The following is a 17942-nucleotide window of genomic DNA, read 5'->3' on the forward strand; positions in this document are numbered from 1 at the left end:
AAGCTATGAAACCATCCATAATGAAGGAAGCCAGGGCCGACCGATGGTTCACCCTACTGAATTATGCCGTGTTATCCATTATTTTGATCGTTGTCCTGTATCCGCTCGTGTTTGTTGTCAGTGCGTCATTTAGTTCCAGCACGGCTGTTTTATCCGGCAGGGTATGGCTGTGGCCGGTTGAGCCTACTCTAGAGGGCTATCGGGCTGTCTTCAAAAATGCCATGGTCGTTAAAGGCTTTATCAATACGATGTTTTATACCGTTGCTGGGACCGGGATCAATCTGGTATTCAGTGTGATGGCAGCCTACCCGCTGTCCCGCAAGGATTTTCGGGGGAGAAATGGTTTTATGCTGCTCTTTGTATTCACGATGATGTTTAGCGGAGGACTCATTCCTTCGTATTTGCTTGTCAAAGATCTAGGCATGATCGACACCGTATGGGCGATGCTGTTTCCAGCCGCTCTTTCGGTTTGGAATGTGATCATTATGCGGACTTACTTTCAGACGACGATTCCGGATGAGCTCCTCGAAGCTTCTCAACTAGATGGGTGCAGCGATCTACGCTTCTTGCTCCGCATCGTTCTTCCTTTGTCCGGGCCCATATTAGCGGTTATTGCCTTGTTTTATGCAGTGGGTCACTGGAATCAGTATTTTAACGCGATGATTTATTTGAAACGGGCAGAATTGTATCCGCTTCAATTGGTTCTACGTGACATTCTGGTTCAAAATGAAGTCAATATTGACATGCTCGGAGATGCCAAAACCGCTGCTGCACGGCAGGGATTGCGGGAGCTGTTAAAGTATTCGCTTATTGTGGTTACGTCCTTCCCGCTGCTTGTCGTATACCCGTTTGTGCAAAAATTTTTTGTCAAAGGGGTCATGATCGGATCGTTGAAAGGCTAATACCCCAAAATGATGGAGGGCTGTTATGAGGAACTTCGTGAAAAAAACGATTGGTTTGGCTGCAGTTCTGAGCTTGCTGCTGGCCGGATGCTCTACGGAATCAGGATCCAAGGCAGCGGAGCCGGATCAGAAAGCATCCGGAACGGACATTCAGCTGACGGCGCCAGGCACCTACCCGTTGGTCCAAGAGAAGACAACGCTTAAGGTCATGGTGCGCGGCAACCCGCTGGTCGAAAATTTCGAAACGAACGAATTCACGAAATGGTATGAAGAAAAAACGAATGTGCACATCGAATGGGAAGTCGTCCCGGAGCAAAGCATGCAGGAAAAGCTGAACCTCGTTCTGGCGAGTGAAGATTATCCCGATGTGATTATGGGCCTGAACATTTCTCCGTCACAGCAAATGATTTATGGCTCGCAGGGAGCTTTTCTTCCCTTGAATGATCTGATTGAAAAGCAGGGGCTGCAAACGAAAAAAATGTTTCAAGAAAATCCGGAAATTAAATCCATGATCACAGCTATAGACGGAAACATCTATGCACTGCCGGAAGTCAATGACTGCTATCATTGTTCCATGAGCCAAAAGATGTGGATCTACGAGCCTTGGCTCAAAAAATTGAATCTGAAGATGCCTGAAACGACGGAGGACTTGTACCAAGTGCTGAAGGCGTTCAAAGAACAGGACCCGAACGGGAACGGCAAAAAAGATGAGATTCCACTGGCTATCACCCAAAAGTCGTGGAGATCCTCGATAGACGCTTTCCTCATGAACTCGTTTATCTATAACCCGATCTATGGATCAGGCTATAAGCATATGTTCGTCAAAGAGGGCAAGGTAGACGTCGGCTATAACAAGCCGGAGTGGGGTGAAGGCCTTCGGTATATTCAAAAGCTGTACAAAGAGGGGCTGATTGCTCAAGAATCCTTTACCCAGGACGAAAACCAGCTGATTCAGCTGGGCGAAAATCAGGATGCCGTCATCATGGGAGCATCCACGGGCGGACACCAAGGGGTGTTTACCCAACTGCTTGGCGACAGCGGCCGATGGCTTGAATATAAAGCCGTCCCTCCATTAAAAGGGCCGGAAGGCAAGCGGTTCGCAGCCGTGGATACTACGGCATTGACTCCGGGAGCGTTTGTGATTACGAAAAAAGCGAAGAATCCCGAGCTGGCGATGCGCTGGGCGGACGGGTTGTATGAAAAAGAGCAGACACTCCGCAGCGTTTACGGCCGTCCTGGGCAGGAGTGGCGTGATGCGGAGAAAGGGGAGATAGGCATTAACGGCAAGCCGGCGGTATGGTCTGAGCTTAAATCGTTCGGCACCGTGCAAAATGTGAACTGGGCACAGACGGGCCCGGCACTCCGGACCAATGACTTCCGATTGTCTGCGGTTGCAAAAGGGGACGACGATCTGGAGGTTATTTTATATCAGGAAACGAAAAATAAATATGAACCCTATAAGCCGACGGATGTGAGTACACTTCCTCCGCTCTTCCTGACCAATGAGCAGGCAACCGAGGCTGCGGATTTGGCCAAGACCATCAACGATTATGTTGATGAAATGATCGCCCGCTTCGTGATTGGCGATGCAAGTTTGGATCAGGACTGGGATAGCTATGTCAGCCAATTGGATGCTATGAATCTGAAGCGGTATCTCGAAATCTATCAGACGGCGTATGATAGCCGCAGTAAATAGAACAAACTAAGAGCATGACCATCGACAAGGGGAAGCACCAAGGGTATGAAGGCCGGTGAACAATAGCTCATTCATGACACGACGGCAGCCGGCCCAAATCATCGGCTGCCATCGTTACGTTATCAGGCAGTAGACGTTTGCATGCAAAGATTGCTGCAATGGAATAGCAATCTCGAAGAAATCGAGTATGCGAATAAAGGTATAATAAACTTTGTAAATGTCTAGCTATTCATTTGTCAGTCATTAAATTGAAGGAGTCTGTGATGAAAAACATCTTTAATCAAACGGACACTGCGGAGATCTTGAGCCGAATAGACAAATTGAGTCCAAATTCACGCGCGCAATGGGGTAAGATGGATGTTGCCCAAATGCTAGCTCATTGCTCATCGTTCCATGACATTGCAATGGGCAATGCCTTTCCCCCAAGAGGTTGGTTAGGAATATTCATTGGAACGTTTGTGAAACCAATGTTTTATAATGACAAGCCACCAGCCCGCAACATGTCCACGATTCCTACAATTATGATTGTAGAAGAAAAAGAATTTGAAACCGAAAAAGTAAAATTAAAACATAAAATTGTAACATTCCAAAGGAATGGACCGGAAAAATGTACGTCTCACCCACATCCCTTTTTTGGAAAACTGACTCCTGAGCAATGGGGAAAAGGATTATACAAGCATCTGGACCATCACTTAAATCAATTTGGTGTTTAGTCATTCACAGAAGTATCAAGGTCTGACAAGATAAAACCCTCACTTATCATGTTTGGTAGGTGAGGGTTTTAACGTGTTTAGAGATGATAGGATCCATGCGGCACATTCCGGTTGGGCCAGAGCGTAAGCTACGCCATCTTCTTCAGAGTACCGTGTCACCATGTGTACCCGTTCTTCACGTAAGCTGGGACGTTAGCAACTGCTACCGCATAGCCGACCTCGGCAAACATCGAGACTTTTAGGATCATGATACAAAAACCAAAACTGCCAGTAAACAGAAGATGTATAATGGATTGGATAAGTAAAACCACATTGGATGAAGGTCGAGTCTTTTGGGTTGACTGATTATGTAAGCGGATACATACTGTAAGGCAGGTCTTAAAGGTTAAAGGCAACTACCCAAAAATAGAGGAGGAAAAAAATGAGCACACGCATTCAAACCCATATCGATTGGCCTGCATTCCTGTCCCGTCACGATATGTTATGGCAAACCAAACCGATAAGCTGGGATGAAGGTGTTTTTATAGGCAACGGCCTTCTTGGAGCCATGATATACAGCGAGGAGCATCGCGATCAACGACACGTGCTGAGGTTCGTGCTTGGTCGGACCGACGTGACGGCTTCGCGTGAAGGGGGGGCTAAGGCGTTTCCTGTGCGGGTTCCCATTGGCGAGATCGCGTTGGAGATGGAGGGTTGGATCTATCAGCCTTGTGAGATTCGGCTTGATCTTTGGAATGCTGAAATGCGCGCGGTAATCCCTACGACGAAGGGAGAGGTCAGATTAAGGGCATTGATCCATGCCTTATATCCGGTTCTGGCCATTGAATTTGATAGCGATGAAGGTGAGCAGGGTGCGGAAATGAAATGGTATTCCTATCCTGAGGTCGATCCCATTCTGAAGAATGCCGATGGAATCAACCTGAACCAATACATACCGGAGATCACTGTCGAACGGACGGAAGAGGAAGGGACTGGCATCGGTGTTCAATCCTATGGCAAAGGTGAAGGCTGCACAACGGCTTGGAAGGAACATAATTACGGAAGAGTAAAGGAACGAAAAGTGGAATGCGAAAACGACGTAAGGTATCGCCGTCTATGCCTGTTGACAGTGGTCAACGGAATATCAAGTAAAGACAGGGAAATTGCACGGCATGAACTTGAGAATGTGCCGCAGGAAGATTTGACTTCGTGGATAGCCGAACATCGCCGTTGGTGGCACGACTATTATCCGGCAAGCTTTATCTCGATTCCGGACACACAGCTCGAAAGCTTTTACTGGATCCAAATGTACAAACTGGCCTCTGCAACAAGAAAAGACCTCCTTCCGATAGATAACCAAGGCCCGTGGATGACCTCAACGCCATGGCCGGGATTATGGTTTAATATGAACGTTCAGATGAGTTATTCACCGGTATATACCGCGAACCGTCTTGAGCTCGGACAATCCCTCATTGCTTCGCTGCGGCAGCATCAGGAACAATTAATTCGTAACGTTGATGAATCTTTCCGCAGCGATTCGGCTGGCCTGGGGCGAAGCAGCAGCTATGATCTGAACAGCCCAGTTGAAGATGAGGTCGGAAATTTAACGTGGATTATGCATAACTGCTGGAGGCAGTACCGTTATTCGATGGATGAGGGACTGCTCCGTGATTTTGTTTATCCGCTGTTGCGGCGAAGCATTTGCCTCTATATGCATCTTCTGGAGGAAGGTCCGGACGGCAGACTCCATCTGCTACCCACGGTATCGCCTGAATACGGCTCGTTTAAACAACTCAAGACCCCCGATGCTCATTACGACCTCTCCCTGCTGCGCTGGGGCTGCGAAACACTGCTGTATGCTGCCAAAAGGATGGGGATCGAAGATCCGCTGCAGGCGCGCTGGGCCGATATTCTTGCCAGGATTGCGCCGCTGCCGGTAGACCATTCAGGATACAAAATCGGAAGGGATCTCAGCCTGGAATTCGGCCATCGACATTTCAGTCATTTGCTGGCTGTATTCCCGCTGCATATTACCGGGAATTCGGAGGAAGAACGGCAGCTCGCCATTCGTTCCCTCAGACATTGGATAGCCAAGGAAGGCGATCTGCGCGGGTTCAGCTTCACCGGAGCCGCTTCTATTGCAGCAGCAATGGGTCTGGGCGATGAAGCACTAGCCTATTTGCGAAGCTTAATGCATTTGATTAAACCGAATACGATGTATAAAGAGGCGGGGCCGGTCATCGAGACGCCGTTAGCCGGGGCGGAAGCGATTCATGACATGCTGCTGCAAAGCTGGGGGAATATCATTCGGGTATTTCCTGCGGTTCCGGAGGCTTGGCAGGAGGCTGTTTTTCATAATTTGCGCGCTGAAGGAGGATTCCTTGTAAGCGCTGCCTCGAAGGCGGGACAAACGGCTTTTATCCGCATTCAGAGTCTTGCCGGGGAACCATGCAGATTGCTAACAGATCTTGCATATTCGGAGCAAGGGTTTGTGATCGAAGTTCAAGGCAAGAGGGTCCATTATATATTACATGAGGATAGATCGATCGAAATCATGCTGAAATCGGGTGATGAGGCCGTGCTGTATGCTGCAGACGGTGAGGAGCCACGGGTAATTGCACCTGTGCCGGCTGAGCCGGGCATGCAGCACTTTTTTGGAAGCAGGAAGCCATGGCGATTGTATGGATTACCGAAATAATCCCAGGGAGGCTTGAGGATCATGTTTAAGCAGCTGCGTAAGTACAACCGGAGCGTGATAGTGACTTGGCTCATTTCCTATATTACCGTGTTAATGGTGCCCATTCTCATCAGTATTGTTCTGTATTTCATCACCTATCAACAGGTCAAGACGGAAACAAACCGTTCGAATGCGTTGTTATTGGAACAGATGGAGATGTCGATTGACAGCAAGCTGAAAGGGCTGGAGCAGCTGAGCCTGGAGATTGCTTTAAACCGGAATATCTCCAGCTTCTCGAGTGTCGATCCCCCGCTCAGCGATGCCCATTATTATGATTTGTTCCAAATTTCCGAGAGCCTGCGCACGTATAAAAACGCGAATGATTACATTGAGCAAATTTATGTCATGTATACAAACAGTGACACGGTGATCTCCACCTACGATCATATGAACCGCCAGGGTTTGTTTCAAAAGCTGCGCCAGCAGGACGATACCTCTTTTGACCAATGGAACAGCTTATTTGAGCGAAAATATGTAAACGGCTATACGCCGATGACGTTTTGGGATGGAGGGACTGCAACACCGGTTGTTGTGTTTGCAAGATCCCTTGTTTTTAACACACCGGGGCAGCCGCCGGCAATCGTACTGTTTGTCATGAAGGATTCGAAATTAATCGAAAGCGCCCCGCGGCATCCGGATGCAAGGATGTTCATTCTGGATACGGAGAGCCGGTATATCGCCGCTCGGACAGATCCAGGCCTCCTGCCGCAGCATCTCACCTACGGGGAGCTTCGGGATCAGCAGGGCATCGTGTATAAAGATGTGCAGGAGCAGCAAGCAGCCGTTTCCTATATCACTTCAAAAATAACGGGCTGGAAATACGTTTCCGTATTACCGGCATCCCTCTTTAACGAGAAAATGCAGTATATGCGCAAGCTCATATGGATCAGCATCGGCATGTGCTTCCTGGTTGGAGGCGTGATTTGCGTCCTTTTTCTGCGGAAAAATTATATGCCGATCCAAGTGATGCTCCAAAGTCTTTCGCATAAATTCGGATTGCGTTTTGACGGAGGTTCAAGTGAATATTCCTTCCTGCAAGGGGCCATTCAGCATTATTTTACGGAGAAAGAAGATATGCGTGCCCGTTTAGACCAGCACCGTAACACCATTCGGGCCCATCTCATCCGCAGGCTTCTTAAGGGATCCATAGAAAGGGAGGCTCTTCTTCACGAATCCCTTGCTGCCCATCATATTGAGTTCTCATCCGACCGCTTTGTGGTCATTCTCATGTCCGTGGACGGTTTCGGGAAATTCGAACAGTACGGCCAGAACGGCCTGGCGGATCAAAAGGAGCAGATGCTGCATTTTATTCTGACAAATGTCCTGGTGGATGCAGCAGCGGATGATGCCGCTATATACACGACAGAAATGAATGATGTTCTTGCATGTATTGTGAATTTTCATAAAAGCGATTCTGAAGAGCGGGAGCGGCTTACTCTGCATCGCATATCCGCTCAGGTTCGTGAATTTATGCAGGAACAGATGCAGGTTGAGCTGACGATCGCGGTTGGGGAGGTCTATTCGGACATCTATGGGATCGCACAGTCCTATCATGAGGCACTGGATGCCCTGGAGTACCGGATTGTACTTGGAAGCGGACAGTTCATCCGGTATCGGGATACGCAATTGAATCAGGCGCCGCCGCATCATTATTATTTCCCGCTCAGCGTCGAACAGCAGCTCATCTATGTCGTGAAGAGCGGAAATTACGCGAAGGCTGAGGCGCTGATCGAAGATATTTTCCAGAAAAACTTCACGGGACACCCGGTATCCGTTCCACTTGCCAAATGCTTAATGTATAACATGGCCAGCACGATGCTTAATACGGTTGATGAAGTCAGCGTTACCGGCAAACGATCACTGGAGGCGCATCTCTTGGATGTAGAACCGCTCCTTTCATGTGAGCATGTCCCGCAAATGAAGGAACAATTGAAGGATAAGCTGAGTCAGGTCTGCAGCTGGATTCAAGCCGAGAAGCGGGATCACCACCGCTATTTAATTGAAGATGTACAGCGCTACATAGAGAACCATCTGCACGATCCGAATTTGAATATTTCCATGATCGGAGATGTATTCCGGATGACCCCGTCCTATATCTCGCGTCTTTATAAAGATCATACGGGAGAAGCGCTGCTGGACACGATTAACCGTTCGCGTCTGGCTGAAGCCAAAAGCCTCTTGACGCAAAACAAGCTGACCGTCAATGAAGTCGCTGGCCGGGTCGGTTATGCGGATGTCAGCACGTTTGTACGAACCTTTAAAAAGTTTGAAGGCATCACTCCCGGAGCATTCCAAAAGGCGGCACAATGACGCAGAAGACAGACAAGATCACGTTTTTTTAAAGAATTGCCTATCATTTTATGTTTTGTCTATGTTCACTTTCGCGGAATTGTTGAACAATGGCTTCGGATACTTTGTTGTGAAAGGGTATTCATCATACTATCCTGAATCGGGGGAATGGCAATGGATCGACGTTTACGGATAGGCAAAATCTTATTAAGGCGTTTTAAAGCGGCTGTCTCTTCTGTCCTGCTCATGAGTTTGATCCTGGCGGGATGCTCAACAGGAAGCACCGAGGAGGGTGAACCGAAAGATCAAGCGGATTCATCCTCAGATATCGGTTCGACCTATCCGTTGAAGACGAGCGAAGGGTTCACATCATGGGAAGCTTTGAACAATAATGCCGTCACCTTCTATTCCAATCTAGCCGAAACACCGTTTGGAAAGGCGCTTGCGGAGAAAACAGGAGTGAACGTGAAGTATGTCCATCCGAATGATCAGCAGACGAAGGAACAATTTAATCTGATGATCGCTTCTGATGAGCTGCCGGATACGGTCGAATATGACTGGACCGGGCGAAGCGCAGGCTCCTATCCTGGGGGACCGGAGAAGGCGATCAAAGATGGGGTCATTCTGGAACTCAATGATTTCATTGACAAGTATGCGCCAAACCTCAAGAAAAAGCTGGAAGCAGACAAGGAACTCGACAAGATGGTGAAAACGGACAGCGGCAAATATTACGTATTTCCGATGATCCGCAATCCGTCTGGGCTGGTATTCCGTGGCCCAATCATTCGAAAAGACTGGCTCGACGACTTGAATTTGCCTGTACCTACCACGATTGCGGAATGGGAGACCACCTTGAAAGCTTTCAAAGATCAGAAAGGGGCGAAAGCTCCGCTTAGCGTCACGTACACGGGAGGGAATTTTGAAATCCGGGATGCTTTTATCGGTGCCTATCATACGTCCAACTCTTTTTATATTGATGATGAGGACAAGGTGAAGTATGGTCCGGTCGATCCGCAGTACAAGGATTTCCTGGCGTTGTTCCGCAAATGGTTTGCCGAAGGCTTGTTCGATAAGGATTTTGCACTTACGGATGGCAAAGCTCTGGATAACAAGATTTTAACCGGCCAGACCGGAGCAACGGTATCACTGCTGAGTGGGGGTCTGGGCAAGTGGATGGATGCCATGAAGAAACAGGATCCGAAGTTTAAATTGGTGGGTGCCCCTTATCCAACGATAAAGAAAGGGGAGGTTCCGTTTACGGGTCAGCGTGATTTTAAATACAACCCTGGTCCAAGCAAAGCGATTACAACCGCTGCCAAAAATCCGGAATTGGTCGCAAGGTGGCTGGACTATGCATACAGCGATGAAGGCGCCATGCTGTTCAATTTCGGCATTGAAGGCGAGAGCTATTCGATGGACAACGGAACTCCGGTGTATACCGATTTGATCAAAAATAACGAGAAATACAGCCTGCAGCAAATGGTATCCCAATACTCCAAACCGAATGGTCCGTATGAAGCGGATGAGCGCCGCAATTGGAATACGTTCCCTGAGCAGGATGAGGCCGTTAAAATATGGTCTCAAACAGACGCGGAAAAACACACGCTGCCCGCTTTCCTTACCCCAACGGATGAGGAGAGCAAAGAGCTCGGAAAAATCTTGACGGACGTAAGCAACTATAAGGAAGAAATGTTTGTTAAGTTCATCGTTGGGAAGGAACCGATGGAGAATTATGATGCTTACGTCACACAGATCAAGAAGCTCGGGATTGATCGGGCGGTCGAAATCTATCAGAATGCGCTGGATCGCTATAACGAGCGGTAAGTGTTGATCAGCCCGGAGGAGGGCGATGATCACCCGATTCCTCTGGGCTTTAGATTGATCATGAGGAGTGACACGGCATGGCGAAACATCCGCCTCAAAAGCAGCATGTGGCTCTCTTGACCACTTCCCGAAGCAGAAATCAGATCCGCTGGGGAATTCTGAAGGATATCCGAAGAAATCCTTGGCTTTATATGATGCTGACACCTGTGCTGCTCTATTTCACCATTTTTCACTATTATCCGATGTACGGCGCACTGATTGCTTTCAAAGATTTTTCCCCGCGATTAGGAATCATGGGCAGTCCATGGGTGGGTTGGGAACACTTTGAGTCTTTTTTTGAAGGCATTTATTTCTGGCGTGTCATTAAAAATACATTATTGATCAGCTTCTATGAGCTGCTATTTGGATTTCCCGCTCCCCTGATTCTCGCACTTTTGCTGAATGAAGTGAGAAAGACGGTATTTAAACGGACTGTCCAGACCTTTACCTATATGCCGCACTTTATATCACTTGTTGTCGTATGCGGCATGATCAAAGAATTTACGATGAGTGACGGAATCATTAATGACCTGCTGGCGTTGTTGGGCTGGGAACGGGTATCTTTACTGCTTGAATCCCAATATTTCCGTACGATCTTTGTCTCATCAGGCATTTGGCAAAATATCGGATGGGGGACCATTATCTATTTGGCGGCGTTAGCCGGTATTGATCAGGAGCAGTATGAAGCGGCAAGAATGGACGGCGCAGGCCGCTGGAAGCAAATGCTCCATGTGACATTACCGGGAATCATGCCGACGATCATCATCCTGTTCATTCTGGAAATGGGCAGGGTCATGAATGTGGGAGGGGAGAAGATCATTCTCCTTTACAATCCGTCCACGTATGAAACCGCGGATGTGATTAGTTCTTATGTGTACCGTGTCGGACTGCAGGAGTTCGATTACAGCTTCAGTTCGGCCGTAGGACTGTTCAATTCCGCCATCAATTTTATGCTGGTCATCTGCTCCAACTGGTTGAGCCGGAAGATGAACAATACAGGCTTATGGTAGGAGGAACCCGCTCATGAAACGAAGAATTGGCCGACCATCCATAGGTGAGAGAGCATTCGATGCCTTTAACTATACCTTATTAACGGTCATCACAATCTGTACGGTTTACCCTCTGGTCTATGTTTTATTCGCTTCTCTAAGCGATCCAACGCTGTACATGCAGCATTCCGGGATATTATGGAGACCGCTAAAGTTCAATTTTCATGCTTACAAGCTAGTGTTCGAAAACCCAATGATTATTAAGGGCTATGTCAACACCTTCATTATTCTTGCCGGCGGACTTGTCATCAATATCATCCTGACGGCCTTTGGGGCGTATGCGTTATCTCGCAAGGGACTACGTTACCGTAAGCAGCTCATGCTGTTTATCGTATTTACGATGTTTTTTAATGGAGGCCTGATTCCATTATATTTCACGGTAAAAGGGCTTGGCCTGACGAATTCGCTGTGGTCTCTGATGATCCCCCAGGCAATATCGGCGTTTAATCTGATTATCATGAGAACAGCGTTCGAGGCTGTGCCTGACAGCCTGGAAGAATCGGCAAAGATCGATGGGGCCAATGAGTTCGTCATTCTCTTCCGGATCATGATTCCGCTCTGTATGCCGGTGATGGCCGTGATGCTGCTTTACTACGGGGTCAGCCACTGGAACTCATGGTTTAACGCAATGATCTATCTGCAGGACCGATCGCTGTATCCGCTTCAGTTGGTTCTCCGCGAGCTGCTGCTGCTCAATGATGCCAGCTCCATGGCCACCGGAGCAAGCGGCGGAGAAGTTGCCATTATTGGTGAAACGCTCAAGCATGCGACGATTATCGTGGCCACCGTTCCGATTCTGCTCGTCTATCCATTTCTTCAGAAGTATTTTGTCAAAGGGGCCTTGATTGGGGCGATTAAGGGATAAAAAAGTTGAGCAGCCAAAGGAGGATTACGATGAATAAGTTTGGGATCATAAATGATCAGCAGTTGGAGACATGGTGGATGCATGCTCAGCAAAAAGTGGATCGTTTGATGCAAAAGGAACCTCAGCTTGCGCCGCATGCGGCAAAATCCGGAGAATACGATGGATTGACATTGGATAACTGGATATCGGGGTTTTGGCCGGGAATGCTGTGGATTTATTACGATATGACAGGAGATCAAATGTACCTTGATGCAGCGTGGGACTGGGACATCCGAATGGAACGGCTCACGTTGGAGGAGAATCGCTTTCATCATGATGTCGGTTTTCAATATTTGCCGACCTCGATCCTGAAGTTTAAATTAACCGGCGACGCCGATGGCAGAAGGAGGGGATTGGCAGCTGCCAACTTTTTGGCAGGCCGGTTCAACCTGGCTGGCCAATACCTGCGGGCTTGGAACCGTGATCTTCCGGGATGGGCAATCATCGATTGCCTGATGAATTTGTCCATTCTGTTGTGGGCGGCAGACGAGAGCGGGGATCCGAGATTCAGCCATATAGCCAAAGCGCATGCCGACATGGCCTTACGGCATATGATCCGGCCAGACGGTTCTACCTGCCATGTGGCCGTATTTGATCCCGCGAGCGGCGGGCTGCTGGAATATAAAGGCGGGCAGGGCTATGCTCCGGATTCCTGTTGGTCCAGAGGCAATGCTTGGGCATTATACGGCATGGCTAACCTATTCCGGTACACGAGGGAGCCCAAGTATCTCCAGGCATCGCAGCGGGTGGCACACCACTTTATCGCTTCATTGCCGGAGGATATGGTACCGCCTTGGGATTTCCGTGTTCCGAACCAGGAGACCGAGCCTCGGGATTCCACTGCGGCGGCCATTGCCGCTTCAGGCCTGCTGGAGCTCGCGGAATTAACATCTCCCGAAGTGGGGGCTGTGTATCATCATGCAGCCACGCGGATAATCGCTTCTTTATCTCAACGCTATTCCACTTTTGGCGACGATGAGCACGAAGGGATTCTGCATAGCGCGACAGGGCATAAGCCGGAAGGGGTCAATGTCGATGTATCCTTGATCTACGGGGATTATTATTATGTGGAGGCGCTCGCGAAATTATGGGGCTGGTCTCACCGTGTATTTTAGTGCTTTACATCGTTAATTAAAGAAAGAGGTGGAGCGTGTTGAGTACGTTACTGAAAAAAACGATCAGGCAGGGGCTTACGGGCAGAGTAGGGATAGGACTTTTACTGACGTTGTTATTAGGGTCACTAACGTTACAACCTTCACAGGTGAATGGAGCAGCGAATGAAACGGGAGGCAGCCATATGAAACTAGCGGTGAGCGGTGTGACAGCCAGCTCATACCAGCCGAACACGAAATACGTACCTGAAAAGGTGTTGGATGGGATCTGGGGAGAAGACACGGACAGCCAGCAGAGCCGATGGTCTGCATCCGGACAAGGGGAATGGCTTCAGTTTGACCTCGGGCAGCCGCAAAAGGTAACTTATGCGAACATTGCTTTTTTAAACGCACGGGAACGGCTTTCCAGCTTTGAAATCACTGCATCGGATACGCCTGATTTCGCGACGGGGACCGTCGTCCTTGGCAAGCAGTCCAGCCGTCAGCTCCAGCCGGAGGAGAGTATCCTACAGACCTATGTGTTTGATCATCCGGTGAAGGCGAGATACCTCCGTCTTACGGGATATGGAAACAGTGCCAGCGGAAGCTCGGGAAATTGGAACAGCATTATGGAAGTGGAGCTGTATGCAGGAAACCCGCCGGAGACAGGGGAACCGGCCCCTCCTCCACCTGACGCGGGAAGTGTTAAGGAAGGGGAGGTCAAACCTCCTGAATTCAATCATATTAAGGTCCGAACGGCCAAGGAGCTGCAGTCGGCCCTTGATGAAGCCGTCAGCGGAACATGGATTGAGCTTCAGCATGGCAGCTATGAACAAAATGGCCCGTTCGTCATTAAAGATAAGCATGGTACCGCAGCGTATCCGATCCGGGTAACGGCAGCGAAATCCGGCAAAGCGGTGATTATAGGGAACAGCTATATGCACATTGAGAATTCCAGCTACATCGAGGTAACGGGACTCCAATTCCGGAATGGCATCGGAGATGAGACGGGAGATCAAACCTTGGTCGAACGCGGACTAGAAAACCGATCCTTGACGGGTGTCCATCCTGGCGTGCAGCTGCAGAGCTCCAGCCATATCTCCATTCTGGGCAACACCTTCGCACTTGATGAGACCGGTCAGCCGTACCGGTTCAAGGCAGATAAGCGTTCCGTGTGGTGCCTGTTCAACATCAAAGGAAGCTGCCGCTATGGAGAAAACAGCTATGATCCGAGCGGTGAAGTTTATAGCGGGTCGACACCGTATGAAGATGATAAGCTGCTGACCGACAATGGAACCAACCGGCACTATATCCGGGTTGAAGGTACGAGCAGCCATAACCGGATCGCTTATAACGACATCGGTCCAAAGAAGGGATTTGGCGCTGTGGTAATCTATGACGGCGAGGGCCACAGCGGGCAGAGCATTTCGCAATACGATGTGATTGAATACAATCATTTTCATGATATCGGCCCCCGGGTCAGCAACGGCCTGGAAGCGATTCGTCTGGGGTTATCCAGTTTGTCATTATCTTCAGGCTATGTGACAATTCAGCATAATCTATTTGACGGGTTAAACGGCGAAGACGAGATCATTTCGGTAAAAAGCAGCGATAACGTCATCCGCTACAATACGGTGCGCAATTCGTATGGCGGGATCGTATCCCGTCACGGGAACCGCAACCGCTTCTATGGCAATTTTATACTCGGCGATGGAAAAACGGCGGGGCTCAGCGGCTTCCGGATCTATGGCAATGATCATCAAATCTACAACAATTATATGGAGGGCCTAACGGATAAAATCATCCGCCTTGACGGCGGCACGCATGACGGGGGACCGGAAGGCGGAACGAACCCGACCGTCCGCTGGGGCGGAGAGAATGAACAAACCGCTGTGTTAAACAGCCTTCCGGAGGAGGAAAGAACAGAGCTGCTGCGTGGACACTGGCGGCAGTATAACGTCCAGATCTACCATAATACGATTGTGAATGTCGGCAACAACACGCCTGTATTTACCCTCGGTGGAAGAACGTATCAGCCGGTTGGGACGAAGATCTATAACAATCTGATCTTCAGCCATGCGGGCACCATGTTTAATGAGACCGAAGCCATGATGAAAGCACCGGCCCAGGAACGACCCGAATACAAAGGGAACAAGGTAGAAGGCATCGCGCCTCTTTCGAACAATCCCGTTGTTGGCGGGGCAATCCGCAAAGAGGATCTGAGGCTGGTTCGCGGTACAGACGGATTAATCCGGTTGTCGGTATACAGTCCGGCTATCGATGCGGCCCTCAGTCCGCTGCTTGCTCTGGACGACATGGACGGTCAGATGAGATACGCGCCGGATGTGGGCGCAGATGAATATAGCCCAGGCAGATCCATAACGAATCGGCCGCTCACGACCGTTGATGTTGGGCCTCAGGCATTAATGAAATAACGCGCTGCAACTGGCAAGTAAATGAAATTTCCGTAGCAATACAAAATGCAGTGTAAATGAAAGGCCAACTCGGTTAACGAGTTGGCCTTTATTTTTGTAAATACTTTACCACAGAATGTGGTGACACCTATTTAGACACATGCATGCCATCCAGACAAAAATGTAACTTGGCCGCTAATCTGCATTATACTCGTCAACCCAGGGTAATAAGAAATATCTGCGCCGTGTAAGGGAGGAACTAGATATGCAGTGGAAAATAAGAGAGGCGAAACCGGAGGACTTTGGTGCCATCAACGAGCTGGTTGGACAATTATATAGCATCCATGCAAAGAAACGTCCGGACATCTACAGACCTTGCGATAAACCGCTCGATTACGATTATTATATTTCATTGTTAGACGACGATAACGTAAAGATCTTTATCGGGGAAGATGGTGACCGAATAATCGCCTACACCATTTTAAATTTCATGGATGCACCGAAGAGGGCTGCTTATGTAGAACGAAGATACATCGAATTAGACCATATCTGTGTGTCCGAAGAGTACAGAGGGAAAAATATCGGAAGCAAGTTTATCGACTATATTAAAGAGCTCGCCAAATCGCAGCAGTTTAGCAGTATCGAATTGCATGTAGCGGAATTCAATGAAGATGCGATCGGATTCTATGATGCCAAAGGATTCAAACCAAGAAGCAGGACGCTGGAATTGCCTATCGTATAATAACGCGATAGAACAAGTACAAGGTTCGAGCTTACACATGACTACTACATTTTACGGTTAATTAAGACATTGGGCAGGATTGTGGATCGCTATGCCGAATACCTCAATAATCAAGTTGATTCAGACAAAAATTAGCATGTTAAATAGGAGAGTCGTATGGTAGATCAGTTGAACTGGGCCGGGAACTATCGCTACAGCTCGTTGGAGCTGCTTGAGCCTAAAAATCTGGAAGAGGTTAAGGAACTGGTAGTTAACCGCAGAAGCATACGCGTGCTTGGCTCGCGGCACTCTTTTAACGGAATTGCCGACACCGGTGGCAGCCACCTGTCGCTTCGAAAGATGAATCGGGTCATCGATCTCGATCGTGAACAGAACATCGTAACTGTCGAGGGTGGCATTCGGTATGGCGATCTGTGCCGCTATTTAAATGATCATGGCTGCGCGTTGCATAATTTAGCGTCGCTTCCGCACATTAGCGTGGCTGGCGCCGTGGCGACAGCTACCCACGGCTCGGGCGTCCATCATGCAAGCCTAGCGTCTTCTGTCCGTGCTATTGAGCTAATGAAATCAGATGGAGAAATTACAGTACTTACGCGAGGGGTTGATCCCGAGTTTGATGGGGCGGCCGTTGGACTAGGCGGACTGGGAGTCGTCACTAAGCTTACACTGGATGTAGTACCTTCGTTTCAGGTAAGTCAGACCGTATATGAACGTCTTCCTTTTTCTGCACTGGATAGTGACATCGAAGATATTTTATCTGCCGCATACAGTGTCAGCTTGTTTACGAATTGGGCAGAGCCCATATTCAATCAAGTGTGGGTAAAACGAAAGCTGGGAACAAACGGGGAGGATGAGGCACCATCCCATTTCTTCGGGGCTTTACCAGCTCCGGAAAAACGGCATATGGTTTCTGGTCAATCTGTCGTCAACTGTAGCGAGCAGTTAGGCGCTCCGGGACCATGGTACGAACGGTTGCCTCATTTCCGTATGGACTTTACCCCCAGCGCAGGCAATGAACTGCAAAGTGAATATTTCATTCCGAGGCGGCATGCGCTCGAAGCGATACATGCGCTAGGCAAATTGAGTGATCTAATTGCGCCTCTGCTCTTCATTTCCGAGATACGAACCATTGCTTCGGACACATTCTGGATGAGCCCATGCTACCATCAAGACAGCGTTGGTTTGCATTTTACATGGAAGCCGGAATGGGAGCGGGTGCGCGAGTTAATTCCGCTTATCGAACATGAACTGGAACCGTTTGGAGTACGCCCGCATTGGGCGAAGCTGTTTATGCTGGAACCGGAAAGATTACAAGCCCGGTATGACCGGTTAGCGGATTTCCGTCAGTTGCTGCTTCGATACGATCCAACAGGGAAGTTTCGAAATACGTTCCTGGATCATTACATTATGAATTAATGTATAGTTTAAATAACCAATTTAGAAAATGTGATCTGACCTCCACCTCTTTCAATAGGGTTGGAGGTTTTTGAGTTCGAAAGTTATGAATGAATCATTTTGGTCAATAAGCTGATAGATAAATAAGTGTAACTTTCTATTATTTGG

General features: G+C 48.7%; 12 protein-coding genes. All 12 read left to right on the plus strand.

Annotation, left to right across the window (positions count from 1 at the left end; all coding sequences use genetic code 11):
- The first annotated feature begins 5 nt into the window (after positions 1–5).
- The 12 genes from ABID47_RS06605 (at position 6) to ABID47_RS06660 (ending at position 17795) form a co-directional block, all read left to right on the plus strand.
- Positions 6–902, plus strand: coding sequence for a carbohydrate ABC transporter permease (locus tag ABID47_RS06605; protein ID WP_354495364.1), 897 nt, complete (start codon positions 6–8; stop codon positions 900–902).
- A 25-nt stretch (positions 903–927) separates the two neighbouring features.
- Positions 928–2598, plus strand: a complete 1671-nt coding sequence (locus ABID47_RS06610; RefSeq protein WP_354495365.1) for an ABC transporter substrate-binding protein — start codon at positions 928–930, stop codon at positions 2596–2598.
- A gap of 263 nt (positions 2599–2861) precedes the next feature.
- Entirely contained in the window at positions 2862–3311 is a 450-nt protein-coding gene (locus ABID47_RS06615; RefSeq protein ID WP_354495366.1) for a DUF1569 domain-containing protein, read from the plus strand.
- 421 nt (positions 3312–3732) lie between these two features.
- Positions 3733–5988, plus strand: a complete 2256-nt coding sequence (locus ABID47_RS06620) for a glycosyl hydrolase family 95 catalytic domain-containing protein (RefSeq protein WP_354495367.1) — start codon at positions 3733–3735, stop codon at positions 5986–5988.
- A 21-nt stretch (positions 5989–6009) separates the two neighbouring features.
- Positions 6010–8337, plus strand: a complete 2328-nt coding sequence (locus ABID47_RS06625; protein ID WP_354495368.1) for a helix-turn-helix domain-containing protein — start codon at positions 6010–6012, stop codon at positions 8335–8337.
- Positions 8338–8490: 153 nt separating this feature from the next.
- Positions 8491–10140: an ABC transporter substrate-binding protein gene (locus ABID47_RS06630; RefSeq protein ID WP_354495369.1), complete on the plus strand. Its 1650-nt coding sequence runs from the start codon at positions 8491–8493 to the stop codon at positions 10138–10140.
- Positions 10141–10217: 77 nt separating this feature from the next.
- Positions 10218–11189, plus strand: coding sequence for an ABC transporter permease (locus ABID47_RS06635; protein ID WP_354495370.1), 972 nt, complete (start codon positions 10218–10220; stop codon positions 11187–11189).
- A gap of 13 nt (positions 11190–11202) precedes the next feature.
- Positions 11203–12093, plus strand: coding sequence for a carbohydrate ABC transporter permease (locus ABID47_RS06640; protein ID WP_354495371.1), 891 nt, complete (start codon positions 11203–11205; stop codon positions 12091–12093).
- A gap of 29 nt (positions 12094–12122) precedes the next feature.
- The gene (locus ABID47_RS06645; protein WP_354495372.1) at positions 12123–13247 is read left to right on the plus strand and encodes a glycoside hydrolase family 88 protein; all 1125 of its coding nucleotides are present in this window, start codon (positions 12123–12125) and stop codon (positions 13245–13247) included.
- A 182-nt stretch (positions 13248–13429) separates the two neighbouring features.
- Positions 13430–15658 (plus strand): chondroitinase-B domain-containing protein, encoded by a 2229-nt coding sequence (locus ABID47_RS06650; RefSeq protein ID WP_354495373.1) that lies wholly within the window; start codon positions 13430–13432, stop codon positions 15656–15658.
- Between the two features lie 244 nt (positions 15659–15902).
- Positions 15903–16379: a GNAT family N-acetyltransferase gene (locus tag ABID47_RS06655; protein WP_354495374.1), complete on the plus strand. Its 477-nt coding sequence runs from the start codon at positions 15903–15905 to the stop codon at positions 16377–16379.
- A gap of 156 nt (positions 16380–16535) precedes the next feature.
- Positions 16536–17795, plus strand: a complete 1260-nt coding sequence (locus ABID47_RS06660; RefSeq protein ID WP_354495375.1) for an FAD-binding protein — start codon at positions 16536–16538, stop codon at positions 17793–17795.
- Positions 17796–17942: the final 147 nt, after the last annotated feature.

Origin of the sequence: Paenibacillus favisporus (assembly GCF_040545415.1) — a bacterium.
GTDB lineage: Bacteria > Bacillota > Bacilli > Paenibacillales > Paenibacillaceae > Paenibacillus_AQ > Paenibacillus_AQ favisporus.